Annotated in this window: 24 protein-coding genes; 22 read left to right on the forward strand and 2 right to left on the reverse strand. The window is 57.9% G+C overall.

Annotated features, from left to right (window positions below):
* Positions 1-61 precede the first annotated feature (61 nt).
* The 19 genes from WFO64_RS03335 to WFO64_RS03425 all read left to right on the forward strand — a co-directional run bounded on the left by WFO64_RS03335 (position 62) and on the right by WFO64_RS03425 (position 14,610).
* On the forward strand, positions 62-448 hold the full coding sequence (locus tag WFO64_RS03335; protein WP_337008903.1) for a hypothetical protein: 387 nt from the start codon (positions 62-64) through the stop codon (positions 446-448).
* A gap of 229 nt (positions 449-677) precedes the next feature.
* Positions 678-1,409 carry a beta-ketoacyl synthase chain length factor gene (locus WFO64_RS03340; RefSeq protein WP_337008905.1) on the forward strand — a complete coding sequence of 244 codons (732 nt, stop codon included), beginning with the start codon at positions 678-680 and terminating at the stop codon, positions 1,407-1,409.
* Positions 1,402-2,202 (forward strand): lysophospholipid acyltransferase family protein, encoded by an 801-nt coding sequence (locus WFO64_RS03345; RefSeq protein ID WP_337008907.1) that lies wholly within the window; start codon positions 1,402-1,404, stop codon positions 2,200-2,202. The genes WFO64_RS03340 and WFO64_RS03345 overlap by 8 nt, the downstream gene beginning before the upstream one ends.
* A 13-nt stretch (positions 2,203-2,215) precedes the next feature.
* Complete coding sequence (locus WFO64_RS03350; protein ID WP_337008909.1) at positions 2,216-2,473, forward strand: phosphopantetheine-binding protein; 258 nt, start codon at positions 2,216-2,218, stop codon at positions 2,471-2,473.
* Between the two features lie 16 nt (positions 2,474-2,489).
* The gene (locus WFO64_RS03355) at positions 2,490-2,744 is read left to right on the forward strand and encodes an acyl carrier protein (protein ID WP_337008911.1); all 255 of its coding nucleotides are present in this window, start codon (positions 2,490-2,492) and stop codon (positions 2,742-2,744) included.
* A gap of 7 nt (positions 2,745-2,751) precedes the next feature.
* Positions 2,752-3,315, forward strand: a complete 564-nt coding sequence (locus WFO64_RS03360; protein WP_337008913.1) for a hypothetical protein — start codon at positions 2,752-2,754, stop codon at positions 3,313-3,315.
* Positions 3,312-4,631: an AMP-binding protein gene (locus WFO64_RS03365; RefSeq protein WP_337009492.1), complete on the forward strand. Its 1,320-nt coding sequence runs from the start codon at positions 3,312-3,314 to the stop codon at positions 4,629-4,631. Before WFO64_RS03360 ends, WFO64_RS03365 begins: the two co-directional genes overlap by 4 nt.
* Complete coding sequence (locus WFO64_RS03370; RefSeq protein ID WP_337008915.1) at positions 4,618-4,965, forward strand: ApeI family dehydratase; 348 nt, start codon at positions 4,618-4,620, stop codon at positions 4,963-4,965. Before WFO64_RS03365 ends, WFO64_RS03370 begins: the two co-directional genes overlap by 14 nt.
* A complete protein-coding gene (locus WFO64_RS03375; protein ID WP_337008917.1) occupies positions 4,959-6,668 on the forward strand; it encodes a glycosyltransferase family 2 protein in 1,710 nt (569 codons plus the stop codon). The genes WFO64_RS03370 and WFO64_RS03375 overlap by 7 nt, the downstream gene beginning before the upstream one ends.
* The gene (locus WFO64_RS03380; protein ID WP_337008919.1) at positions 6,661-7,074 is read left to right on the forward strand and encodes an acyl-CoA thioesterase; all 414 of its coding nucleotides are present in this window, start codon (positions 6,661-6,663) and stop codon (positions 7,072-7,074) included. Before WFO64_RS03375 ends, WFO64_RS03380 begins: the two co-directional genes overlap by 8 nt.
* Positions 7,068-7,676 (forward strand): outer membrane lipoprotein carrier protein LolA, encoded by a 609-nt coding sequence (locus tag WFO64_RS03385; RefSeq protein WP_337008921.1) that lies wholly within the window; start codon positions 7,068-7,070, stop codon positions 7,674-7,676. The genes WFO64_RS03380 and WFO64_RS03385 overlap by 7 nt, the downstream gene beginning before the upstream one ends.
* A complete protein-coding gene (locus WFO64_RS03390; RefSeq protein WP_337008923.1) occupies positions 7,663-9,969 on the forward strand; it encodes an MMPL family transporter in 2,307 nt (768 codons plus the stop codon). The genes WFO64_RS03385 and WFO64_RS03390 overlap by 14 nt, the downstream gene beginning before the upstream one ends.
* The gene (locus WFO64_RS03395) at positions 9,966-10,538 is read left to right on the forward strand and encodes a DUF3261 domain-containing protein (protein WP_337008925.1); all 573 of its coding nucleotides are present in this window, start codon (positions 9,966-9,968) and stop codon (positions 10,536-10,538) included. Before WFO64_RS03390 ends, WFO64_RS03395 begins: the two co-directional genes overlap by 4 nt.
* Positions 10,535-11,695, forward strand: coding sequence for a beta-ketoacyl-[acyl-carrier-protein] synthase family protein (locus WFO64_RS03400; RefSeq protein WP_337008927.1), 1,161 nt, complete (start codon positions 10,535-10,537; stop codon positions 11,693-11,695). Before WFO64_RS03395 ends, WFO64_RS03400 begins: the two co-directional genes overlap by 4 nt.
* Positions 11,685-12,161: an ApeP family dehydratase gene (locus WFO64_RS03405; RefSeq protein WP_337008929.1), complete on the forward strand. Its 477-nt coding sequence runs from the start codon at positions 11,685-11,687 to the stop codon at positions 12,159-12,161. Before WFO64_RS03400 ends, WFO64_RS03405 begins: the two co-directional genes overlap by 11 nt.
* Positions 12,158-12,889 carry a 3-ketoacyl-ACP reductase FabG2 gene (locus tag WFO64_RS03410; RefSeq protein WP_337008931.1) on the forward strand — a complete coding sequence of 244 codons (732 nt, stop codon included), beginning with the start codon at positions 12,158-12,160 and terminating at the stop codon, positions 12,887-12,889. Before WFO64_RS03405 ends, WFO64_RS03410 begins: the two co-directional genes overlap by 4 nt.
* A complete protein-coding gene (locus WFO64_RS03415; RefSeq protein WP_337008933.1) occupies positions 12,886-14,121 on the forward strand; it encodes a beta-ketoacyl-ACP synthase in 1,236 nt (411 codons plus the stop codon). The genes WFO64_RS03410 and WFO64_RS03415 overlap by 4 nt, the downstream gene beginning before the upstream one ends.
* Positions 14,122-14,253: 132 nt before the next feature.
* Positions 14,254-14,397 carry a hypothetical protein gene (locus tag WFO64_RS03420; RefSeq protein ID WP_010246429.1) on the forward strand — a complete coding sequence of 48 codons (144 nt, stop codon included), beginning with the start codon at positions 14,254-14,256 and terminating at the stop codon, positions 14,395-14,397.
* Between the two features lie 39 nt (positions 14,398-14,436).
* Positions 14,437-14,610, forward strand: coding sequence for a hypothetical protein (locus WFO64_RS03425; protein WP_337008935.1), 174 nt, complete (start codon positions 14,437-14,439; stop codon positions 14,608-14,610).
* Here the strand turns inward: WFO64_RS03425 and WFO64_RS03430 are convergent.
* Positions 14,598-15,761 carry a beta-glucosidase gene (locus WFO64_RS03430; RefSeq protein WP_337008937.1) on the reverse strand — a complete coding sequence of 388 codons (1,164 nt, stop codon included), beginning with the start codon at positions 15,759-15,761 and terminating at the stop codon, positions 14,598-14,600. The two genes, WFO64_RS03425 and WFO64_RS03430, sit on opposite strands and share 13 nt — an antisense overlap.
* A 155-nt stretch (positions 15,762-15,916) precedes the next feature.
* On the opposite strand from WFO64_RS03430, the gene WFO64_RS03435 reads away from it, so the two are divergent.
* The gene (locus WFO64_RS03435) at positions 15,917-17,377 is read left to right on the forward strand and encodes a phospholipase D family protein (RefSeq protein ID WP_337008939.1); all 1,461 of its coding nucleotides are present in this window, start codon (positions 15,917-15,919) and stop codon (positions 17,375-17,377) included.
* A 256-nt stretch (positions 17,378-17,633) separates the two neighbouring features.
* Here the strand turns inward: WFO64_RS03435 and mdoC are convergent, their stop codons facing one another.
* Positions 17,634-18,776: a glucans biosynthesis protein MdoC gene (gene mdoC / locus WFO64_RS03440; protein ID WP_337008941.1), complete on the reverse strand. Its 1,143-nt coding sequence runs from the start codon at positions 18,774-18,776 to the stop codon at positions 17,634-17,636.
* A gap of 266 nt (positions 18,777-19,042) precedes the next feature.
* Here mdoC and WFO64_RS03445 point away from each other — a divergent pair, with 266 nt between their 5' ends.
* Together WFO64_RS03445 and mdoH are read left to right on the forward strand one after the other, a co-directional pair.
* Positions 19,043-20,578, forward strand: coding sequence for a glucan biosynthesis protein G (locus WFO64_RS03445; RefSeq protein WP_337009494.1), 1,536 nt, complete (start codon positions 19,043-19,045; stop codon positions 20,576-20,578).
* Entirely contained in the window at positions 20,571-23,123 is a 2,553-nt protein-coding gene (gene mdoH / locus WFO64_RS03450) for a glucans biosynthesis glucosyltransferase MdoH (protein ID WP_337008943.1), read from the forward strand. Before WFO64_RS03445 ends, mdoH begins: the two co-directional genes overlap by 8 nt.
* The last annotated feature ends 32 nt before the right edge of the window (positions 23,124-23,155 follow it).

The following is a 23,155-nucleotide window of genomic DNA, read 5'->3' on the forward strand; positions in this document are numbered from 1 at the left end:
TGCCCGAGGCGAGAAATCCGTTTAACTTACTGATATTAAGCAAAAAAAGAAGGGATTCAGCATGAATAAAAAAACAATTTTTACGCTGGCAGTGATTGCTGCGTTATTGACCGGTTGTGCACGCACTGCGCCGATTCACAACGTGAATCAAACGCTCACTCAGCGTTACAGCGACAACCAGATGAAAACGGCGATCATTGAAGCAGGGATTGGCCGTAAATGGGTAATGACGCCCGTTTCACCGGGCGTTATCAATGGCCGCCTGGCCCAGCGTGATTTCGTCGCGACCATCCGCATTTCTTATACCAGCCAGAACTACCGCATTGATTATGTCAGCAGTGAAAACCTGAAAGCAGGGCAGGGCCAGATCCACAATAACTATAACCGCTGGATTACCAATCTTGATCAGGATATTCAGTTACGACTCTCAGCCCTGGCCGCTCAGTAATGCGTGCGCTGCCGCAATGATTTGCCGACAGGCGATCTGAGCATAAAGATCTCCGGCAACCGGCCGACAAATCAGATGAGCTGCTATTGCTGAACCACCCCATAAACCACTACCGTGAAGGCCCGATGCGGTAGAGGCAGAGGCTTTCAGGAATGCACTTTTTTTGCAGGGGCAGGGGTGACGATCCGAAGAACGCCGACTCCACATGTATGACGAAAAGAGTGTTGAGATGAGACTCGCTTACTCACTGGTCGACTGGCAGGCTCTGGCTCCGGGATTACACGGGCGCGAGGCCTGGCAGGACTGGGCGCAACAGGGCACCGTTATCGACCCCCAAGAGCCGATGGCGAAGCCGCAATTCTTACCGATGATGACGGCGCGTCGTCTGAGCGGCGGCAGTCGTGCGGCGGTTGAGTGTGGTCTGGCGCTGCTGGCGTGTCAGCAGGTTGACGCAATCGTGTTTACCAGTCGTCACGGTGAACTTGAGCGTAATCTGCGTATCCTCACCATGCTGGCAGATCAGCAGGCGATGTCACCCACGGATTTTGCCATGTCAGTTCACAATTCGGCGGTCGGCAGCCTGACCATTGCGGCAAAAGCGCCGTTGGTCTCCACCTCAATAGCCGCCGGCATTGACTCTTTCCAGCAGGGGTTGATTGAAGTCAGCGCCCTGCATCAGGCGGGTTATGAGCAGGTGCTGCTGGTCGATTTTGATGGCATCGTGCCTGACTATTATCTGCCGTGGCTGTCGGAACAGCGCATTAATTTCCCCTATGCGGTGGCGCTGCTGCTGCGTGCGGGCGACCAGCTGCACTGCACTGGCCGCGCGGCTGCAAAGGAGAGGACACCGTCACCATTACCACAGAGCCTGCGTTTTCTGCAGCAGTGGCTGGCAGCATCGCCCACCTTTAGCCTGCCAGGCGAACGTCTGACATGGCACTGGGAAAGAAACTATGGCTGATTGTTCACAACCGGCGCAGTGCGCGAGCAGCCGTGTTAATTATTGCTGGCGGCTGGTGATGACGGCAGTGAGTTTTGCCCTGTTTGGCCTCGGCGGGCTGCTGCTGTCACTGATTGGCTTCAACCTGCTGCTGCTGGTACAGCGCGATTCGCTGCGCCGCCGCTTGCTGGCCCGACGTGCGATCGCCTTCAGCTTCCGCTGCTTTCTGCGTTTCTGCAGGATGACCGGGGTCTACGACTTTCGTATTGAAGGGGCAGCGCTGCTGCAACAGGATCGCGGGTGCCTGATTGTCGCCAATCATCCCTCATTGATTGACTACGTGATGATCGCCTCGGTGCTGCCAGAGATGGATTGCCTGGTTAAAGCCGATCTGCAAAAGAACCTCTTTATGCGTGGGGTGATCCGCGCTGCCGACTATCTGATCAACAGTGAAGCGGAGACGCTGCTGCCGGATAGTCAGCAGCGACTGGCGCGCGGCGACAATATTCTGATTTTTCCGGAAGGCACCCGCACCCGCTACGGACAGCCGCTGACCCTTCAGCGCGGGGCTGCCAATATCGCGGTACGCGCCGGATGCGATCTGCGTGTGGTTCACATCACCTGCAGCCAGCGTATGCTTGATAAACAGAGCCGCTGGTATCAGATTCCGCCGGTGAAACCGCTGTTTACCGTGCGAGTACAGACGCGAATCGACAGTCAGTCGTTTTGTGAAAGCAATCCCGATGCGCAGCCGCTGGCCGCGCGTCGCCTGACCCGCCATTTACAGCAGGCGCTGGTCCCCCAGAACAGGTAAGACGAAAACCGGTATGGATTCATTAATTAACGATATCAAACAGATGATTATCGACACGCTGAACCTCGAAGAGCTCAGTTCCGATGATATAGAGACTGACGCTGCGCTATTTGGCGACGGATTGGGGCTGGACTCCATTGATGCCCTGGAACTTGGCCTCGCAGTGAAAAATCGTTACGGCGTGGCGTTGTCCGCTGAGAGTGAAACTCTGCGTGCCCACTTTTTCTCTGTTGCGACGCTGGCAGCGTTCGTCAACCAACAGCGCGCCTGAAAGCGGAGACAATCTTATGATGAACAAAGAAGAGATTTATCAGGAAGTGGCTTCGCTGCTGACCAGCCTGTTTGAAATTACGCCTGAGGATATTCATCCAGCGGCACGTCTGTATGAAGATCTCGAACTCGACAGCATTGATGCCGTCGACATGGTGGTTCACCTGCAAAAACGTACCGGTCGTAAAATTAAGCCGGAAACCTTCCGCGCGGTGCGTACCGTGCAGGATGTGGTGGATGCGGTGGAACAACTGATGCGCGAAGACGCCTGATCCCGCCGTGTCTGCTGCTACGCTTCGCCTGCTGAATCTGCTTACGCTGCTGGCCTGGCCAATGCTGGTCTGGCTGGCGCTGACCCAGCCCCGCTGGCAGGGACTGTTCTGGCTGCTGGCGCTGCTGTTTGGCCTGCGCTGGCTGCAACTGCGTCGTCAGCAACATGCCATGGGTGCAGTGATGGGGTGGCTGGCGCTGCTCGGCGCACTGCTCTGTGTCAGTAGTCAGCTGTTGCGTACGCAGCATCTGTTGCTGTGGTATCCGGTGGCGGTCAATCTGGCGATGCTGCTGGTATTTGGGGCCTCGCTCTGGAGCGCGATGCCGCTGGTGGAGCGCATCGCCCGGCTGCGTGAGCCAGAACTTCCTGCCGCCGCAGTGCCTTATACCCGACGCGTCACCCAAATCTGGTGCCTGTTTTTTATCGGCAATGGCAGCATGGCGATCTTTACCTGTCTGAAGGGCGATCTGCGCCTCTGGACGCTGTGGAACGGTGGTATCAGCTACCTGCTAATCGCCACGCTAATGGGGGCTGAATGGCTGGTGCGTCAGCGTGTGAGGCGAAAATCATGAGGGTGGCTGACTGGCTGACGGGGGCCGATCGCGAGGTCGCCTGGCGAGGTGATCAACCGCTGATGCTTAGCGCGATGCAGCGTCAGGTGCTGGCACTCAGCCAGCGCTTAGCGGCACATCCGGGCACGCACTGGGCGCTCTGTTTTGATGACAGTTACCGTTTTTGTGTGGCGCTGCTGGCGAGCTGGTATGCCGGTAAAACGCCGGTAATGCCGGGTCACAGCCGCGCTGCCCTGCTGGATGAGATGCAGGCGCAGTTGGATGGCGTGCTGTGCGACATGCCGCTGGCGGTCAGCCTGCCGCTGCTCGCCTGGGATGACGCAGAAGCGCGGGGTGAGCTGCCGCCGCTGCCGACGTGTTCACAACTGGTGCTCTTTACTTCGGGATCCACTGGCGCACCGCGTCAGGTGGTGAAGTCGCTGGCGGTGATGGAGCAGGAGAGCCGCTGGCTCAGCACCCTGTGGGGCGAACAGTTGCAAGGGTGTCGGGTTATCGCCTCAGTCAGCCATCAGCATCTCTACGGTTTATCGTTTCGACTTTTCCTGCCAATGACACTCAGGTTGCCGTTTTCCGCCCAGCCGCTGTTTTACGGCGAACAACTGGCCCAGCTTTCGCGCGACTGTCGCTATGCCTTTATCAGCAGCCCGGCCTTTTTATCGCGGCTGGACAGCCCGCTGGCAGCCCCCGCCTGTGCGATGATTGTCTCTGCCGGTGGCGCTCTGCGCGGATCGGATGCGGAGCAGGTCTGGGAGCGTTTTGGCTGTCGGGTCAGTGAAATCTATGGCAGCACCGAAACCGGTATTCTGGCCTGGCGTCAGTGTAATCGCGCGGAAGCACCCTGGCGCTGTTTCCCGGCGGTCAGACTGAAGCAGGTGACGCCCGATCGCTGGCAGGTCTGGTCGCCGCTGATTGCGGATGCCAGCGGACTGCCGCTCGATGATCGACTGAACAGGCAGCCGGACGGCGGATTTCAGCTGGCAGGACGCCACGACCGTATTGTGAAAATTGGGGATAAGCGAATCTCGCTAAGCGAGATAGAGCGCCGTCTGACCGACCTGCCAGAAATAAAGGATGCCGTGGCGCTGGTGATCACGCGTCATGAGCGTCAGGCGATTGGCGTGGTGCTGTCGCTTATCAGCGTGCTGGATGAGGCGGCATTGCATCAGCGCAAGCAGCAGTGGAAACGCCAGCTGCAGCGCTGGCTGGAACCGCTGGCGATGCCGCGTTACTGGCGGGTTGTTCCCACCATTCCGGTGACCCCCCAAAGCAAACGCGCCTGGCCGCAAATAGAGGAACTTTTTTATGTTGCCGATTGAACGCAGCCGGAAGTTGCAGACTGACAGCGTCACGCTGACCCTGCAGATTGAGGCCGGGCTGTTCTGGTTCCAGGGCCACTTTCCGGCGCTGCCCATTCTGCCCGGTGTGGCGCAGCTCGACTGGGTGATGTACTACGGTGTGTCACTGCTTGCGCCCGGCAAACAGTTTGCCGCCATTGAGAACATTAAATTCCAGCAGCCGGTGTTACCCGACTCGCTATTACTACTGCGTCTGGACTGGGACGCTGAAAGATCGCGCCTGAGTTTTCGTTACAGCCTGCTGAGCGACGATGGTGAGCAGAGTGCCAGCAGCGGAAAGATCGCGCTGTGTTAAGCGCCCCGTTCTCGCCCTGCGTGGTGATCCCCTGCTACAACCACGGTGCGATGATGGCGTCGGTGCTGGCACGGCTGGCACCGTTTAACCTGCCGGTGATCGTCGTGGATGACGGCAGCGATGCGGCCACCCAGCTTCAGCTGGCGACGCTGCACGCCCCGCAGCTCAGTGTGCTGCGGCTCGACAGCAATCAGGGAAAAGGCGCGGCGGTGATCCACGGTCTGCGTGCAGCGGCAGCACGCGGCTTCACCCATGCGGTGCAGCTCGACGCGGACGGTCAGCATCAGGCGGAAGATCTGCCACTGATGCTGGCGGAAGCTGAGCGCTATCCTGACACGCTGATCTCTGGTCAGCCGCTCTATGACGACTCGATCCCCACATCACGCCTTTACGGTCGCTACATCACCCACTTCTGGGTCTGGATCGAAACGCTGTCGCTGTCGATCCGCGACAGCATGTGTGGTTTCCGCGTCTATCCGCTGGCTGAGACGCTGGCGCTGTGCAATCGCCGCACCATCGGTCAGCGCATGGATTTCGACACCGAGATCATGGTGCGGCTCTACTGGCAGGGCACCCGCAGTCGCTTTATCCCGACCTGCGTTACCTATCCCGCCAGCGGGCTGTCGCACTTCGATGCGCTCTACGACAACCTGCGCATCTCCTGGATGCATACCCGACTCTTTTTCGGCATGCTGCCGCGCATTCCCTGCCTGCTGGCGATGCGCAAGCCACCGACGCACTGGTCTGTGGAGTCGGAGCGGCGCGGACAGTGGGGATTACGCTTTATGCTGGCAGTCTATCGCTACGGCGGGCGGCTGCCCTTTACGTTGCTGCTCTGGCCGGTGGTGGCGATCTACTGGCTGAGCGGTCAGCGCGCGCGACGCGCTTCCCGGCAGTGGCTGGCACAGGTCACTGCCGCCGCGCAGCAGCGGCAGATTACGTTGCCGCCACGGCTTAACAGCTACCGCCACTTTCTGCGGTTCGCCGGGGCGATGCTGGATAAAGTGGCCAGCTGGCGCGGCGACCTGCACTGGGGGCGGGATATCGATTTTGCGCCAGGCGCTGAAGCGGTGATCCGCGCACCTGCGCCGCAGGGTAAGCTGATTCTCGCTTCTCATCTTGGCGACATTGAAGCCTGTCGCGCCATGGCGCAGCAGGTCAGCGGGCTGGTGATTAACGCGCTGGTATTTACCGACAACGCCCAGCGTTTTCGGGCCGTACTGGAAACTGTCGCCCCCCAGGCAGGGGTGAATCTGATGCCGGTCAGTGATATCGGGCCGGAGACGGCAATCCTGTTGCAACAGAAGCTGGATGCGGGCGAGTGGGTTGCGATTGTCGGAGATCGCACCGCGGTGAATCCGCAACGCGGTGGGGAGCGGCGGGTGATCTGGAGCGACTTTCTGGGCCGCGCTGCGCCGTTTCCCCAGGGACCGTTTGTACTGGCGGCTGCATTGCGTTGTCCGGTGCTGCTGATGTTCGCTCTGCAGCAACAGGGTAAACTGCGTATCCACTGTGAGCCTTTCGCCGATCCGCTGCTGCTGCCACGGGCGCAACGTCAGCAGGCGCTGCAACAGGCTGTCGATCGCTACGCGGCGCGGTTGGCCCATTACGCGCTGCTGGCCCCGCTCGACTGGTTCAACTTTTTCGATTTCTGGACGCTGCCTGATCAACAGGCGCACCATAAGGAGTCTGACCATGACTGAACATCATGCTGAAGTCGTGCTGACCGTCTCATTCCACGACTGCGATCCCATGGGCGTGGTCTGGCACGGTAACTATTTCCGCTTTTTCGAAGTGGCACGCGAAGCCCTGCTGCGCAGCATTCACTACAGCTATGCGGAGATGGCCGCCAGCGGCTACGTCTGGCCGGTGGTCGATGCCCGGGTCAAATACCGTCAGCCACTCCGCTGCGAAGAGACGATTCGCGTCAGCGCCCGGATTACTGAATATGAGAACCGGCTGCGCATCGACTATGAAGTGCGAAACGCCGCCGGTCAGATCACCACCAAAGCCCATACCCTGCAGGTGGCGGTGGAGCAGGAGAGTCAGGCGTTGTGCTTTGTTTCGCCAGACATTTTACTGGAACGTTTAGGAGTGAAAGGATGCTGAAAATAGTGATTACCGGCCTGCTGCTGTGGGCCAGTGCCGCCAGTGCGGTCACGCTGGATCAGCTGCAGCAGCGTTTTGCCAGCCAGCCGGTGATCCGGGCAGATTTTATCCAGACGCGCACGATTGCAGGCATGCGTCAGCCGCTGGTGTCGCACGGACAGATGCTGATCGCCCGCGAGCAGGGGTTATGGTGGCATCAGCAGACGCCGTTTGTGATGACGCTGCTGCTGGATGACAAACGCATGGTGCAAAGCCTCAGCGGCCAGAAGCCTCAGGTGATCACCGCCGACAGCAATCCGCAGATGTTCCAGTTCAACCATCTGTTGCGGGCACTGTTCCAGGCCGACCAGAAGGTGCTAAACGAGAACTTCAGCGTGGCCTTCAGCGATCGCGGTAAGGGTGCCTGGACGCTGGATCTGACGCCCAAAGCTGCGCCACTCAACAAAATCTTCAACCGTATCTCGCTGGCGGGCAGCGCCTTTCTGGATAGCATCAATCTGGATGATAAGCAGGGCGATAAAACACAAATCCAGCTTAGTAATACCCGCATTGAACCGCCGCAGTTGAGCGACGAGGAGCAGGCGCGTTTTGCCGGGCCGTAATGATCGGCTGCTGGCCTTCCTGTGGCTGACCCTCTGTCTGCTGCTGGCGGCGGCGCTCGCGTTGTTGTTGCCGCGCAGCCAACTCAACAGCAGCGTGTTGGCACTGCTGCCGCAGCAGAATCTGGGCGCGGCACCGCCTGCGCTGCAGCAGGGCTTTATGCAGCGGCTGGATCGCCAGCTGGTGTGGCTGGTTTCCCCCGGTAAGCAGGACGACACCCAGGTCGCCGCCTGGTGGCTGGCTCAGCTGCGCGCGCTGCCTGACCTGAAACAGGTGCAGGGCGATTTTGATGCGCAACAACAGCAGCAGTGGGGCCGTTTTGCCTGGCAACACCGTAATGGCCTGATTGATGAGGCGACACGCAGCCGGTTGCAAAATGGCGGCGAGGCGCAGGCGGACTGGCTGCTGGCTCAGCTCTTTTCGGCCTTCTCCGGCGTCAGCAGCAAAGAGTTGCAGGGCGATCCCCTGATGCTGGTACGCGGTTCACAGCTGGCGCTGGCACAAAACGCCGGACGGATGACGCTGCATGACGGCTGGCTGACCGTAAAAGATGAGCAGGGTCGGCAGTGGTATTTTCTGCATGGCGAACTGGCGAACAACGCCTTCAGTATGCAGCAAAGTCATGCGCTGGTGACCCGGCTCAACGCGCTGGAGCAGCAGCTTAAAAATCGCTGGCCACAGGCAAAACTGCTGACGCGTGGCACGGTGCTTTTCAGCGATAACGCCAGCCAGCGTGCGCAGCATGATGTCAAAACGCTGGGCAGTGTGACGCTGGGTGGTGTCGTCCTGCTAGTGCTGCTGGTCTTCCGCTCACTGCGCCCGCTGTTGCTGACCATCACGTCCGTGGCCATCGGCGCGATGGCTGGCACGGTGATGACGCTACTTTGCTTCGGTGAATTGCATCTGATGACGCTGGTGATGAGCCTGAGTATTGTGGGCATCTCTGCAGATTACACCCTCTACTACCTCACCGAACGCATGGTTCACGGCGACCAGCAGACGCCGTGGCAGAGCCTGCGTAAAGTACGCGGCACGCTGCTGCTGGCACTGGCTACCACCGCCGTCGCCTGGCTGCTGATGCTGCTTGCCCCGTTTCCGGGGCTGCGTCAGCTTGCGGTGTTTGCCGCCAGCGGCTTAACGGCCTCCTGCCTGACCGTCATTCTGATCTATCCGTGGCTGGTACGCGGATTACCGGTGCGTCCGGTGCCGCTGATGGTGCCACTGGCGCGCTGGCTCGCCGCCTGGCGTCGTCAGCGCGGGCTGCGCGTCGGATTACCCGTGGTGATGGCGATCTTCGCCCTGGCCGGTATCGCCCAACTGAAGGTGGATGATGACATCGCGCATCTGCAAAGCGCCCCTGCGCATCTGCTGGCGCAGGATCGCCAGCTGGCAACCCTGACCGGCCAGCGCGCCGATCAGACCTGGTTTGTCGTCTGGGGTGATGACGCACAGAAGACGCTTCAGCGGCTCGAAAAACTGGCACCGGATCTGCACCAGGCACAGCAGCAGGGTTGGCTGCAGCACTATCGACTGCTGCCGCTGCAGTCGCTGGCGCAGCAACAGCAGGATCTCCAGCTGTTGAAACAGGCCGCCCCGGCCATTACGGCCCGCCTGCAGCAGGCGGGTATTGCGCTGACCACGCCGGATCTGACCCTGATGCCGGTGACGCCGGATGTCTGGCTGGCGAGTCCGCTGAGTGAAGGCTGGCGACTGCTGTGGCTGACGCTCCCGGACGGGCGCAGCGGCGTACTGATCCCCACCAGCGGCGTAAAAAACAGCGCCGCACTTGCGGAACTGGCAAAGCAGCATTCAGGCGTCAGCTGGATTGACCGTAAGGCGAGTTACGATTCACTGTTCAGCTTCTGGCGCACCTTACTGAGCGGGTTGCTGGCGCTGGCGCTGCTGTTGATCACCCTGAGTTTTGTACTGCGGCTGGGGCTAAAGGCGGGCTTACGCAGTGCGCTGCCATCGCTGCTGTCGCTGATGATGGCGCTGGCAACACTGGGCTGGATCGGCGCATCGTTGAACCTGTTTGCGCTGCTGGCGCTGATTCTGGTGCTCGGCATCGGCATTAACTACACGCTCTTTTTCAGCAACCCGCAGGGTACACCGCTGACCTCGTTGCTGGCGGTGTCGCTGGCGATGATCACCACCTTACTGACGCTGGGTTTGCTGGTCTTCAGCAGCACCAGCGCAATTGCCAGCTTTGGCACGGTATTATGCAGCGGCATCTTCAGCGCTTTCCTGCTGTCGCCGCTGGCGATGCGACCCACCCGATCAAGGAGTAAACGATGATCCGCGCCGCCTTTATTCTGCTGACGGCGCTGCTGCTCAGCGCCTGTGCCGGACCGGCACCCGACAGCAGCCAGCCCACCGCCTGGCTGAAACCGGGCGTGAAGATTACGCTGCCGCCGCCGGGCATCCATCCTGCCTTCCAGCAGCAGCAATTGCTGACCGGCCAGGTCAAAGGGCAGAGTCAGTCACTGCTGGTGCTGCTCAGCGCCGATGAACAGCAAATCGATCTCGCCGGACTTTCCTCGGTCGGCATTCGCCTGTTCAGCCTGCGCTACGATACCAGCGGTATTCACACCCAGCAGCTAATGCCACTGCCGCAGATGCCGCCCGCCAGTCAGGTGCTGGCTGACATCATGCTCAGCTACTGGCCGCTGGATCGGTGGCAGAAACAGCTGCCGCCAGGCTGGACGCTGCAGGATCAGGGGTTAAAGCGACGGCTGATTGATGCCGATAACCAGCTGGTGACCGAAATTGATTATCTGCAACGCGGTAATCAGCGCCAGCCGATCAGCATTCAGCAGCATGCCTTCGGCTACCAGATCCGTATACAACATTTGGACGCTTCATGATTTACATCTCTGCCGTCGGTATGTTGAACGCCCTGGGTAATGACAATCAGCAGATTGCAGCCAGCCTGAAAAAGGGTGAGGCACCTGGCATGCAGCTGTGTCATGGCTGGCTGAGCGGAAACCGCGCCTGCTGGCTCGGCAGGGTTGAAGGTGAGCTGCCACCGATTCCTGTCGCCTTAAGCGCGCACAACACCCGTAATAACCAGCTGCTGCTGGCCGCGCTGGCGCAGATTCGTCCGGCGCTTGACGCGGCGATGACGCGCTATGGTGCCAGCAGAGTCGCGATTGTGCTGGGGACCAGTACCTCGGGTGTGGATGAGGGCGATCAGCAAGTTCGCGGCAGCCAGCCCGATTATCACTATCAGATGCAGGAGCTGGGTGATCCTTCCCGTTTTCTGGCTCACTATCTGCAGGTGGATGGTCCGGCCTATACCATTTCAACAGCCTGCTCCTCCAGCGCCCGCGCCATTATCAGTGGTGAGCGGCTGATCGCGGCGGGGCTGGCGGATGTGGCGCTGGTAGGCGGAGCAGACTCACTGAGCCGGATGCCGATTAACGGATTCGACAGCCTCGAATCGCTCTCTGAGCGTCGCTGCGTCCCTTTCAGCCGCGATCGCGACGGCATCTCGATTGGCGAAGGGGCCGCGTTGATGCTGCTGACGCGGGAACCGCAGCCGCTGGCACTGCTGGGGGCTGGTGAGTCTTCTGATGCCTGGCATATGTCCGCTCCCCACCCGCAGGGTGAGGGCGCTGAACGGGCGATGCGCATGGCGTTGCAACAGGCCAATCTGTTGCCGCCACAGGTCGGCTACATCAATCTGCACGGCACGGCGACGCCACTTAATGACCAGATGGAAGCCTCCGTGATACAGCGTCTGTTTGGCAATGCGGTGCCGTGCAGCTCAACCAAACATCTGACCGGTCATACGCTGGGCGCGGCAGGGGTGTGCGAAGCCGCACTCAGTGCGCTGATCCTGCAAAACAATCTGCCGCTGCCCGCCCAGAATTTCAGTGAGGCGGCGCAGGATGAGTCACTGCCGGATTGCGGATTGCTATTACAGTCGCAGACGTTGCAACGGCCTGTCATCGCCTCAAATTCATTCGCCTTTGGCGGCAACAACACTTGTCTGATTCTGGGACGTCAACATGTTCGTTAATTCTCCTGCGGCTCACTGGCTGCCGCACGCTGCACCCATGCTGCTGCTTGATGAGCTGATCGCCGTGGATGATGCGCAGGTTCACTGTCAGGTGTCGACCTGCGCCCATGGCGTACTTGCGCCGTTTCTGACGCCACAGGGCGAACTGCCCGCGTGGTTTGGCATTGAGATGATGGCGCAAACCGTGGGCGTCTGGTCGGGCTGGCATGCGAAGCAGGGCGGCGCAACGCTTATCCCGCCCGGTATGCTGCTGGGCGGGCGCGGCTGGCGAGCAGAACACCCCCTTTTTCCCGCCAGTGTTACGCTGGATATCAGAATGACGCTGCTGATGCGCGATGACCGCATGGGCAGTTTTGAGGGCGATATTCGTCAGGGCACCCAGCTGCTTGCCAGCGGTCGTCTGAACACTTATCAACCCAATGAAGCAGAGTTACAGCAATTAATGTCACAAGGACATCAGCCATGACAGATTCGGTATTAGTGACGGGCGCCAGTAAAGGCATTGGCCGCGCGATAGCGCTGCGTCTTGCTCAGGATGGCTATGAGGTTATCGTCCATTTTAATCGCGATCGCGCTGGCGCTGAGCAGTGCCTGCAGCAGATTGAAACGACAGGCGGCAGCGGCCGAGTTCTGGGATTTGATGTAGCTGACCGGGCGGCAACCCGCGCCGCGCTGGAGGCGGACATTGAGCGCCACGGAGCGTACTATGGCGTGGTAAGTAACGCCGGTATTACCCGTGATGCGGCGTTTCCCGCTCTGACGGATCAGGAATGGGACAGCGTAATCCATACCAATCTCGACAGTTTTTACAACGTCATCCAGCCCTGCGTGATGCCAATGATCGGCTTGCGGCGCGGTGGCCGCATTATCACCCTTTCTTCGGTCTCCGGGATGATGGGCAATCGCGGTCAGGTGAACTACAGCGCAGCGAAAGCGGGCATTATCGGTGCCACCAAGGCGCTGGCGATTGAACTGGCTAAACGTAAAATCACCGTTAACTGCATTGCACCCGGCCTGATTGACACCGGCATGGAGGGGCTGGAACCCCAGGTGATTGAAGACGCGATGAAGATCGTGCCGATGAAGCGCATGGGCACGGCTGAAGAGGTGGCCGGGCTGGCGAGCTATCTGATGTCTGAAATCGCAGGCTATGTGACGCGTCAGGTGATTTCGATTAATGGAGGCATGCTGTGATTCAGCGAGTGGTCGTAACCGGTATGGGCGGCGTAACCGCCTTTGGTGAGTCCTGGGCTGAGGTCTCGGCGCGGATTCGCGCAGGCCGTAATGCGGTGCGTTTTATGCCAGAGTGGCAAGTCTACGACGGGCTGCATACCTTGCTGGGCGCGCCAGTGGATGACTTTGCGCTGCCTGCGCACTACACCCGCAAGCGTATTCGCGCCATGGGCCGCGTTTCGCTGCTGGCAACGCGCGCGACCGAGCTGGCACTGACCCAGGCGGGCCTGATTGATCATCCGGTGCTGACCAGCGGCGAAACAGGTATCGCCTACGGTTCGTCGACCGGCAGCACCGGACCGGTCAGCGAGTTTGCGACCATGCTCACCGAAAAGCATACCAACAATATTACCGGCACCACCTATGTGCAGATGATGCCGCACACCACTGCCGTTAATGCCGGGCTGTTTTTCGGCTTGCGCGGTCGCGTGATCCCGACCTCCAGCGCCTGTACCTCAGGCAGCCAGGCGATTGGCTATGCCTGGGAAGCGATTCGTCACGGGTATCAGACGGTGATGGTGGCGGGCGGTGCGGAGGAACTTTGTCCATCGGAAGCGGCGGTGTTCGACACCCTGTTTGCCACCAGCCAGCGGAATGATGCGCCACACACCACGCCTGCACCTTTTGATCAGCAACGCGATGGTCTGGTGATTGGCGAAGGAGCGGGCACGCTGATCCTGGAGTCGCTGGAACATGCCCAGGCACGCGGTGCAACAATTTACGCTGAACTCACCGGCTTTCACACCAACTGCGACGCAGCCCATATCACTCAGCCGCAGCGGGAAACCATGCAGATTTGCATCGAACGGGCGTTGCGAAGCGCGGGTATTACGCCGTCAGAGGTAGGTTATGTAAATGCGCATGGCACGGCCACTGAACGGGGTGACATGGCCGAAAGTCTGGCGACGGCGGCAGTGTTTGGCGAAAAGACGCCGATCTCCTCACTGAAGTCCTATTTTGGTCATACGCTGGGTGCCTGTGGGGCACTGGAAGCCTGGATGAGTATTGAGATGATGCGGGAAGGGTGGTTTGCGCCAACCCTGAACCTGGCGCAACCCGCCGCCGATGGCGGTCAGCTTGATTACATCATGGGTGAGCCGCGAGAGCTTGAGACCGACTACATCCAGAGCAACAACTTCGCCTTTGGTGGGATTAACACGTCACTGATTTTCAAACGCTGGCGCGGCGTTTAATCTCAGGCCCGAGCCGGGCAGGCACGGGCCAGTTTATTTTTCGGACGAAAGAACCGGACGATAATCAGCCTTTCATTTACACTGTCACTCACCGCATCACTCCCGGCGGCCCATGATTTTCACAGGATAGTTATGTCTTTGCCCTTGCCGCCAGACGATCACGATGAGCCGATTCGCCAGTCACTTGACGATGCGCACTTTGCGATAGTGGTGCTTGCGGTGACCTCGGTAACGCTTATAATCTTTGTCCTGATGATTACGCTCTGGATGAGCTGACACGCACAGGGATTCAACGGATTGAATAAGGAGAAGGCGATGGACTCCAGAGATGACAAGTTAATCGCAATTATCGGTTTGCTGGCCGCCTGTCTGATTGGGGTGACCTTCCTGTTTACCATGGTCTGGCTGACTGATGTACGTCACCCTGCCGATCCCTCTCTCGACGTCCGCTCCTGTTACCCTAAAAAGCCCCCCTCTCAGCACGTCTGATTACGTGTCGCAAACTTAATCTGCTGACTGCGCAACACCAGCGCCAGGGCTTCATGCAGGTTACGGTTTCCATTGGGATCGGCTAATCCCAGCAGCGGGCCTGGCGAACGCCGGTCATCGGCCCAGGCGGGATACTCCACTATCGGGTAGAGCGAAATACCCTCCACCGCAATGCCCTGATCCAGCGCTACCGCCACATTCTCACTGATCTCCTGCAGCCAGGGCGCGCGCGCTTCACCCTCTGCGCCGGTTTCGGCAATCAGCATCGGACGCTGGTAGCGTTGCCAGCACTGCGCCAGCAGAATGTGCAGCGGAACACGCGCCGGATCTTCCAGCGACATCGGCTGATCGGGGAAAAACCAGTGGTTATCGGGATAGTAGTTCAGGCCGAGGATATCCAGGCAATCTTCACTGCCGCCTAACTCTTTATCGACGCGGCCAGCCAACATATCCCAGGCTTCGAACTGTGCCTGATGCTGCGCATCGGCATAGGGTTTGCTGTCCGGGTTATCGGGATGATGCGCAATCTGTACCAGCGGATCGGTCAGGACAAAACGCGCCTCCGGATAGACCTCACGAATGGCATGAATCGCCGCCAGCGAGGCGCGGACCAGTTGGCGCTTTAGCTCTTTACCGCGATGCGCGGCATGGGGATTAAGCCAGGCCACATCCGCCCCGGCCCATGACCAGAATGAGATTTGATTAACCGGTGTAAAGAACGGGCGTTCGATGCCCTGATCGCACATCAGTTGTGCCATCGCGCGGGCGAACCGACTAAAATGGTCAACAAATTCGGCCTTCCAGATATTCAGATGATCGGGATAACCAAAGTGCGCCAGCTCCCAGATGATCTCCATCTGCTGACGTCGTGCGGCTTCTACCATTGGCAGAAAGCTCTGCCAGTCATACTGGCCAGGGATCTTTTCAATCAGATGCCAGCGCGCGCCGTCGCGGGCGGTAAGCAGATGCTGCTCAGCCAGCGCGGCATAATCTTTTTCCAGCAGCATATCGTGTCCGCTGCTGATCACCATATCGAGCCGTTTATCCGGCGTACGACAGGCAGTGGAACAGGGGAAACTGCCCTGGAAAAAGCTGCGAAACAGGCTGGGATGGTAGCGCTGGCGGGCATCCAAAAGGGGTTGATGAGACATATTCCTCTCCTGCCGGGCCAATACCGGTCACAGATCGTCCGGTTAAGTCTAGACTAAAAAACGCCCGCGGCCGCGCACTCAATCGGAACAGTGGTATGGTGTCGGAGGTCGGGCCGGGGAATAATAAAAATAACTGCACTTTTCAGGGAATTGTCATGACCGAAGCGTTTGAGCTCTCCCAGCCATCGGAATATACCAGCTGGCTGGAAACACAGCTGGAGCCAGAGTGTCAGCGCCATCCGGGGCTGAGCGGTATCCATCAGTTGAGTGACGGGCTGGATGCTTTTGCTGCCCGCTATCTGTTGATGCAAAAAGCGGAGCGTTCACTCGATATTCAGTACTACATCTGGCAAAACGATCTCTCTGGCCGGTTGCTGTTCAGCGCCGTGCTGGAGGCGGCCCGTCGCGGCGTGAAGGTGCGGCTGCTGCTGGATGATAACAATACGCCGGGCCTGGACGACACGCTGGCCCAGCTCAACCGCCATCCCAACATTGAGGTGCGGCTGTTTAATCCGTTCTCATTTCGTACCCTGCGCGCGCTGGGTTATCTCACCGATTTTGCTCGTCTGAACCGCCGCATGCACAACAAAAGCTTTACCGTGGATGGTGTCACGACCGTAGTCGGCGGGCGCAATATTGGCGACGAATATTTCGGCACCGGCAATGAACCGCTGTTTGCCGATCTCGACGTGATGGCCATTGGCCCGGTGGTTGAAGAGGTGTCAGAGGATTTTGAGCGCTACTGGCACAGTAAGCCGGTAGCGCTGCTGCAGCAGGTGCTGGATGAAGAGGCACCGGAAGAAGACAGTGTGAGTCTGCCTGCTGAGTGGCGTCACAGTGAACCGGTGCAGCGCTACCTTCAGCGGCTGGAAAACGCTTCGCTGTTGCAGGAACTGGAGGAGGGCACGCTGGCGCTGACCTGGGCAAAAGCGCGCCTGCTGAGTGACGATCCGCGTAAAGGGCTGGGTAAAGCGCGCGCCAGAAGCCTGCTGCCGCAGCGGATGCTGGAGGTGATTGGTACCCCACAACAGCAGTTCGACATCATCTCGGCCTACTTTGTGCCAACCCGTGCAGGTGTCGCCCAGCTGCTGGCGCTGAAGCGCAAAGGGGTGAAAATTGCCATTCTGACCAACTCGCTGGCGGCCAACGATGTGTCGATTGTTCATGCCGGTTACGCTAAATGGCGCAAAAAGCTGCTGCGCCACGGCATTGCGCTTTATGAGCTGAAACCGCAGACGGGTGTCCCTGAAGCCCCGCACGACCGGGGCTTAACCGGTAACTCTGGCTCCAGCCTGCATGCCAAAACCTTTTCGGTGGACCAAAGAACGTTGTTCATCGGCTCGTTTAATTTCGATCCCCGTTCAGCGGTGCTGAATACCGAGATGGGACTGGTTATCGAGAGTACGGCGCTGGCCGGAGAAACGCATCAGCGTTTCAGCCAGTCGATGCGTGATCGGGCATGGACACTGCGGCTGGATAAGTGGGGACGGGTAAACTGGCTGGAGTATCCGGATGAGCCGCAGCAGATTGTGCATAAGCACGAGCCGGGCTGCTCCTGGTGGCAACGGCTGCAGGTTAGGTTAGTGTGGCGACTGCCGATTGAGTGGCTGCTGTAATCCTGGACTCTTCACCGCAGTCGGCTCCCAAACCACAGATTGCTCACCACAGACGACTCCCCGACGTAAAGCGATGGGAGCCAGTGCCCGTAGCAAAGCATCGCGGGCCATGGCTGGCCCGCGCTGAGCCTGCCATGGATGGCATCTTTTGCGTCTTTGCGGAGGGCACTGGCTCCCTGAGCCTGCTCGCTGGACTCAAGGCGATGAGGGCAAAGTCCCATCGCTTTGAGTTGTTAACTGTACCCAGGCATTACCATCAACTCCCTTGTCCGGCCTGTTTGCGTTCAAACTTCCCGGAAAACAGGAACCGCAGCAGCGGAATGCGCAGGTGAATCTCATACAGCATAAACGCGATGCCAAACACCATCAGCAGGCCGACAAAAAAGCCCAGCGTGTTGTTTTGAATCCGTGGCGTGACATAAATACCATACAGCAGTGTCAGCGGATGGTGCACCAGATAGATAAACAGCGACGCATTGACCAGATACATAATGCGCGGTGAATGCGCATTCAGCAGTTTATGACCGAAGCAGAAGCAGACGTTTAGCATGCAGAGTCCCATCAGCGTCGTGATGATCGCATCCAGTTCATATAACCAGCCATCGCCACTGCTCAGACGCTGATTGGTGCAGTAAGCCACAAACAGCAGCAGCGCACCGATCCACATCACCGGATTAAAACGCACAAACAGTTGCTTCAGCGGCGGATGTTTCCACGCCAGCGCCCCCAGCATAAAGAACGGCAGATAGAAAAGTGTCTGCATCACAATAATGTTGAACAAGCCATCCATCAGCCAGTCAGGCTGGCATATAAACACCAGGCGACGGAACACACACCACACAAGCGCCCACGCCAGCACGCCAGTGGTCAGTGCCCCCCAGCCAACCTGCGAATAATCCGTAGTGCGGTGTTGATCGCGCAACCAGCGGAACGTCACCATGCCCAGCGTGGTAAGCATCACCAGCACCACCAGAAACCACAGGTGTGAAATCAACTCCCACATCAGATTATTAAACTTCTGATACGGAGTGTAACGGGGCCAGTCAGCCAGCTTATCTGTCCAGGCTTTCAGCATGAAAAATTGCGGCAGCGTGATCAGCGGAACGGCGGTGAGTAACGGGATCCCCACACGCTCCAGACGCACCTTAAGGAAACGTCGTGGCTGATAACGCAGATAAAGCATGTAGGAGAAGTAACCCGAGATGACAAAAAACACCTGCATACGAAACGCATGAATAAAATCATTCAGCAGCGTCAGCCATAACGAGGCCTCATGACTGTTTACTGCCCATTTCTGCGCGGAGTAGATGAGGGAAACGTGAAACGGCACCCCAAGTAACATCAGATACGCGCGGATAGAGTCGAGGAAGTATTCACGTTCAGGTTTTACAGTACTCATAAAGTTCCAGTTCGTTAGTACGTTGGCCAGTTTCACCCTGAAACCGGATTATGCCCGGAGAAAATTCTACCTGGGATAAACCAGGTATACTATCAGTGGAATCCGTAGTGTCTGATTGTCTTAAAGTAGCGTTAAGCCTGACGAAATGCTGGAACAATGTTGCGCATAAGCTGTCGGAAAACTGAATAATCCTTTAAGATAAACGGGTTTGATTTAAGCACACGAAAGGGGGGGATGTGCTGACTAAAGAAAAAAATAAAGCTGGACTGATGAAGGTACGCTGGATTGGTACTGCAGTTCTGCTGGCGTTGTACGCTAATAACAGTTGGGCGTTTAACATAGATGATGTTGCCAGACAAGCCAAAGCGTTGGCAGGGAAAAGCTTCGAAGCGCCTAAAAGCAATTTACCCTCTCAATTTCGTGAAATGAAATTTGCTGACTATCAGCAGATCCAGTTTAACCACGATAAAGCGTATTGGGGCAAACTGCGCACGCCATTCAAGCTGGAGTTCTATCATCAGGGAATGTATTTCGATACCCCGGTGCAGATCAACGAAGTGACCGCCAGCGCGGTGCGCGAGATTAAATACAACCCCGATTATTTTAATTTCGGTAATGTAAAACATGACGCGGATGCGGTAAAAAACCTCGGTTTTGCCGGTTTCAAAGTGCTTTATCCACTCAACAATAAGGGTAAAGACGATGAGATCGCCAGCTTCCTGGGCGCCAGCTATTTCCGGGTGATCGGTGCCGGTCAGGTTTATGGCCTGTCGGCGCGTGGACTTGCCATCGATACGGCGCTGCCGTCCGGTGAAGAGTTCCCACGGTTCAAAGCGTTCTGGATTCAACGTCCGAAGCCACAGGACAAGCAGCTGGTGATCTATGCCCTGCTCGATTCGCCGCGTGCGGCGGGTGCGTACCGCTTTGTGCTGCATCCAGGTGACGCTTCAACGGTTGATGTGCAGTCAAAAGTTTACCTGCGTGATAACGTCGGCAAACTGGGTATTGCACCGCTGACCAGTATGTTCCTGTTTGGTCAGAACCAGCCTTCTACAGTGAACAACTTCCGTCCGGCACTGCACGACTCTGACGGTCTCTCCATCCATAATGGCAACGGTGAGTGGATTTGGCGTCCGCTTAACAACCCGCGTCATCTGGCGGTGAGCACTTACACCATTGAGAATCCAAGAGGGTTTGGTCTGCTGCAGCGTGGGCGTGACTTTAACAACTATCAGGATCTTGATGACCGTTACGACCTGCGTCCAAGCGGCTGGGTGGAGCCATTAGGCGACTGGGGTAAAGGCCGGGTTGAACTGGTTGAAATCCCGACGGCAGATGAAACCAACGACAATATCGTTGCGTTCTGGACGCCGGAAACGCTGCCAGAGCCTGGCAAAGAGATGAACTTCAAATATCGCCTGCACTTCTCGCGCGACGAAAACCAGTTGCACTCCGACGATATGGCCTGGGTCAAAAATACCCTGCGTTCAGCGGGTGACGTGAAGCAGTCTAATCTGGTGCGTCAGCCGGATGGCACCGTGGCCTTCACCATCGACTTCGTGGGTAAAGACATGAGCAAGATGGCGGAAAACAGTCAGGTGGCACCGCAGGTTAGCGTCGGTAAAAATGCCGATGTGGTTGAACAGAGCGTACGTTATAACCCAGTCACCAAAGGCTGGCGTCTGGTGTTGCGTCTGCGTGTGAAAGATACCAAGCAGTCCACCGAAATGCGTGCGGCGCTGGTTAGCGGCGACAAGACATTGACGGAAACCTGGAGCTATCAGTTACCTGCCAATGAATAAATCGACTTTTACACCTCAACGTTATGTGGAATCTCTGCCGCTGGATGCGGCAGGGAAGGTCCGACTCAGCGCCTCATTGCAGAATGCCGGGGCGTTCCACTTCATCCATGATGTGCTGGGCAGGGATGTTGCAGCCAGTGACCGCCCTGACGATGCGCCGTTAAAATCGGTTTCGTCGCGGGTTGAAATGGCCTGGCCCGACTCGCTGGCAGACGGTCAGCAGTTGGGTAAAGATTATCTCGACCGCACCACGCTGAAGGCGATGCCAAAAGTCAAACGCTCACTGATGTTCCCGGAAGCCTGGCGTACCAACCCGGTTGCCCGTGCCTGGGACTCATTGCGTGGACACAAATCGGTGCCGCGTTATGCCAATGCGGAAGAGCGGCGTGCCGAGGAGAAGTGGCGTCATGTCGGTTCGATTCGCCGCTACATCCTGCTGATCCTGACCATTTTCCAGACCGTGGTCGCCACGTGGTACATGAAAAGTATCCTGCCGTATCAGGGCTGGACGCTGCTGGACCCGATGGAGATGATCAATCAGAACTGGCAGCAGTCAGTGATGCAGATTCTGCCCTATTTGTTGCAGACCGGCATCCTGTTCCTGTTCGCCATTCTGTTCTGCTGGGTTTCTGCGGGTTTCTGGACGGCCCTGATGGGCTTCCTGCAGCTACTCATTGGACGTGACAAGTACAGTATCTCTTATTCAACGGTCGGGGATGAACCGCTTAATCCGGCGCATCGCACCGCGCTGATTATGCCGATCTGTAATGAAGACGTTGAGCGTGTCTACGCCGGTCTGCGTGCGACCTGGGAGTCAGTGGTTCGCACCGGTAACGCTGAACACTTTGACGTCTACATTCTCAGTGACAGTTATGATGCGGATATCGCCATTGCCGAACAGAAAGCCTGGATGGAACTGGTGCGGGATGTCGGTGGGGCAGGCAAGATTTTCTATCGTCGTCGTCGTCGTCGCGTGAAACGTAAAAGCGGTAACATCGATGACTTCTGCCGTCGCTGGGGCAGCAACTACAGCTATATGGTTGTGCTGGATGCCGATAGCGTCATGAGCGGTGAGTGTCTCACCGGTCTGGTGCGCATGATGGATGCCAACCCGAATGCCGGGATCATCCAGTCGTCGCCGAAAGCATCGGGTATGGATACGCTTTATGCGCGCTGTCAGCAGTTTGCAACCCGCGTCTACGGTCCACTGTTTACTGCCGGTCTGCACTTCTGGCAGTTGGGTGAGTCTCACTATTGGGGTCACAACGCCATCATCCGCGTAAAACCTTTTATTGAGCACTGTGCGCTGGCACCGTTACCGGGAGAAGGCTCCTTTGCCGGTTCGATCATGTCGCATGACTTTGTAGAAGCTGCGCTGATGCGTCGTGCCGGTTGGGGCGTGTGGATTGCCTATGACCTGCCGGGTTCCTATGAGGAGCTGCCACCGAACCTGCTGGATGAGCTGAAACGTGACCGGCGCTGGTGCCACGGTAACCTGATGAACTTCCGCCTGTTCCTGGTGAAAGGTATGCACCCGGTTCACCGGGCGGTGTTCCTGACCGGTGTTATGTCCTACCTTTCGGCTCCGCTGTGGTTTATGTTCCTGGCGCTATCTACTGCACTGCAGGTGGTGCATACGCTAATGGAACCGACTTACTTCCTGCAACCGCGGCAGTTATTCCCGGTCTGGCCGCAGTGGCGTCCAGAACTGGCGATAGCACTCTTCTCGACCACTATGGTGCTGTTGTTCCTGCCGAAAATGCTGAGTGTTGTGTTGATCTGGTTTAAAGGATCGAAGGCCTACGGTGGTCCGTTGCGCCTGCTGGCATCACTGGTACTGGAAACGCTGTTCTCGGTGCTGCTGGCACCGGTGCGTATGCTGTTCCATACGGTGTTTGTCGTCAGCGCTTTCCTTGGCTGGGAAGTGGTGTGGAACTCACCGCAGCGTGATGACGATGCGACACCGTGGGGTGAGGCCTTTAAACGTCATGGTTCGCAGATGGCATTGGGTCTGGTGTGGGCGATTGGTATGGGAATGCTGGATCTTAACTTCCTATGGTGGCTGGCACCGATTGTCTTCTCACTGATTCTGTCACCGTTTGTCTCGGTCATGTCGAGCCGCGCAACGCTGGGCATTAAGAGCAAGAAGGCGAAGCTGTTCCTAATCCCGGAAGAGTATTCGCCGCCGCTGGAGCTGGTGGATACCGATCGCTATGTGCAGTTGAATCGTGAGCGCGCACTGGAAAATGGCTTTATGCATGCCTTGTTCCATCCCGCTTTTAACGCGCTGGCAACGGCACTGGCCACATCACGCCACAAGCAGAGTCAGTTACTGGACTATGCACGTGACCGTCATGTGGATCAGGCGCTGAGCGATGCGCCGGAAAAACTGAGCCGCGACCAGCGTTTGCAGTTGATCAGCGATCCGGTGGTGCTGGCCCGTGTTCATACCCGACTGTGGGAAAATGCGGACAAGTATCATCAGTGGGTGGAGAGTTATCAGAAACTCACTCTTAACCCTCACGCGCTGGCAAAAAACGCGTAATCTGAAAAAGCGGCAGCGATGCCGCTTTTTTT

Source organism: Pantoea sp. AS142 (genome assembly GCF_037152305.1).
GTDB lineage: Bacteria > Pseudomonadota > Gammaproteobacteria > Enterobacterales > Enterobacteriaceae > Pantoea.

What these genes read in the sequence shown, in the direction of transcription:
- WFO64_RS03420 (WP_010246429.1), top strand. Translation starts at nt 14,254, where the DNA reads ATGTCTTTGCCCTTGCCGCCAGACGATCACGATGAGCCGATTCGCCAG.
- WFO64_RS03340 (WP_337008905.1), top strand. Translation starts at nt 678, where the DNA reads ATGAGACTCGCTTACTCACTGGTCGACTGGCAGGCTCTGGCTCCGGGA.
- WFO64_RS03410 (WP_337008931.1), top strand. Translation starts at nt 12,158, where the DNA reads ATGACAGATTCGGTATTAGTGACGGGCGCCAGTAAAGGCATTGGCCGC.
- mdoH (WP_337008943.1), top strand. Translation starts at nt 20,571, where the DNA reads ATGAATAAATCGACTTTTACACCTCAACGTTATGTGGAATCTCTGCCG.
- WFO64_RS03385 (WP_337008921.1), top strand. Translation starts at nt 7,068, where the DNA reads ATGCTGAAAATAGTGATTACCGGCCTGCTGCTGTGGGCCAGTGCCGCC.
- mdoC (WP_337008941.1), bottom strand. Translation starts at nt 18,776, where the DNA reads ATGAGTACTGTAAAACCTGAACGTGAATACTTCCTCGACTCTATCCGC.
- WFO64_RS03345 (WP_337008907.1), top strand. Translation starts at nt 1,402, where the DNA reads ATGGCTGATTGTTCACAACCGGCGCAGTGCGCGAGCAGCCGTGTTAAT.
- WFO64_RS03400 (WP_337008927.1), top strand. Translation starts at nt 10,535, where the DNA reads ATGATTTACATCTCTGCCGTCGGTATGTTGAACGCCCTGGGTAATGAC.
- WFO64_RS03365 (WP_337009492.1), top strand. Translation starts at nt 3,312, where the DNA reads ATGAGGGTGGCTGACTGGCTGACGGGGGCCGATCGCGAGGTCGCCTGG.
- WFO64_RS03355 (WP_337008911.1), top strand. Translation starts at nt 2,490, where the DNA reads ATGATGAACAAAGAAGAGATTTATCAGGAAGTGGCTTCGCTGCTGACC.
- WFO64_RS03380 (WP_337008919.1), top strand. Translation starts at nt 6,661, where the DNA reads ATGACTGAACATCATGCTGAAGTCGTGCTGACCGTCTCATTCCACGAC.
- WFO64_RS03350 (WP_337008909.1), top strand. Translation starts at nt 2,216, where the DNA reads ATGGATTCATTAATTAACGATATCAAACAGATGATTATCGACACGCTG.
- WFO64_RS03425 (WP_337008935.1), top strand. Translation starts at nt 14,437, where the DNA reads ATGGACTCCAGAGATGACAAGTTAATCGCAATTATCGGTTTGCTGGCC.
- WFO64_RS03370 (WP_337008915.1), top strand. Translation starts at nt 4,618, where the DNA reads ATGTTGCCGATTGAACGCAGCCGGAAGTTGCAGACTGACAGCGTCACG.
- WFO64_RS03405 (WP_337008929.1), top strand. Translation starts at nt 11,685, where the DNA reads ATGTTCGTTAATTCTCCTGCGGCTCACTGGCTGCCGCACGCTGCACCC.
- WFO64_RS03395 (WP_337008925.1), top strand. Translation starts at nt 9,966, where the DNA reads ATGATCCGCGCCGCCTTTATTCTGCTGACGGCGCTGCTGCTCAGCGCC.
- WFO64_RS03435 (WP_337008939.1), top strand. Translation starts at nt 15,917, where the DNA reads ATGACCGAAGCGTTTGAGCTCTCCCAGCCATCGGAATATACCAGCTGG.
- WFO64_RS03335 (WP_337008903.1), top strand. Translation starts at nt 62, where the DNA reads ATGAATAAAAAAACAATTTTTACGCTGGCAGTGATTGCTGCGTTATTG.
- WFO64_RS03430 (WP_337008937.1), bottom strand. Translation starts at nt 15,761, where the DNA reads ATGTCTCATCAACCCCTTTTGGATGCCCGCCAGCGCTACCATCCCAGC.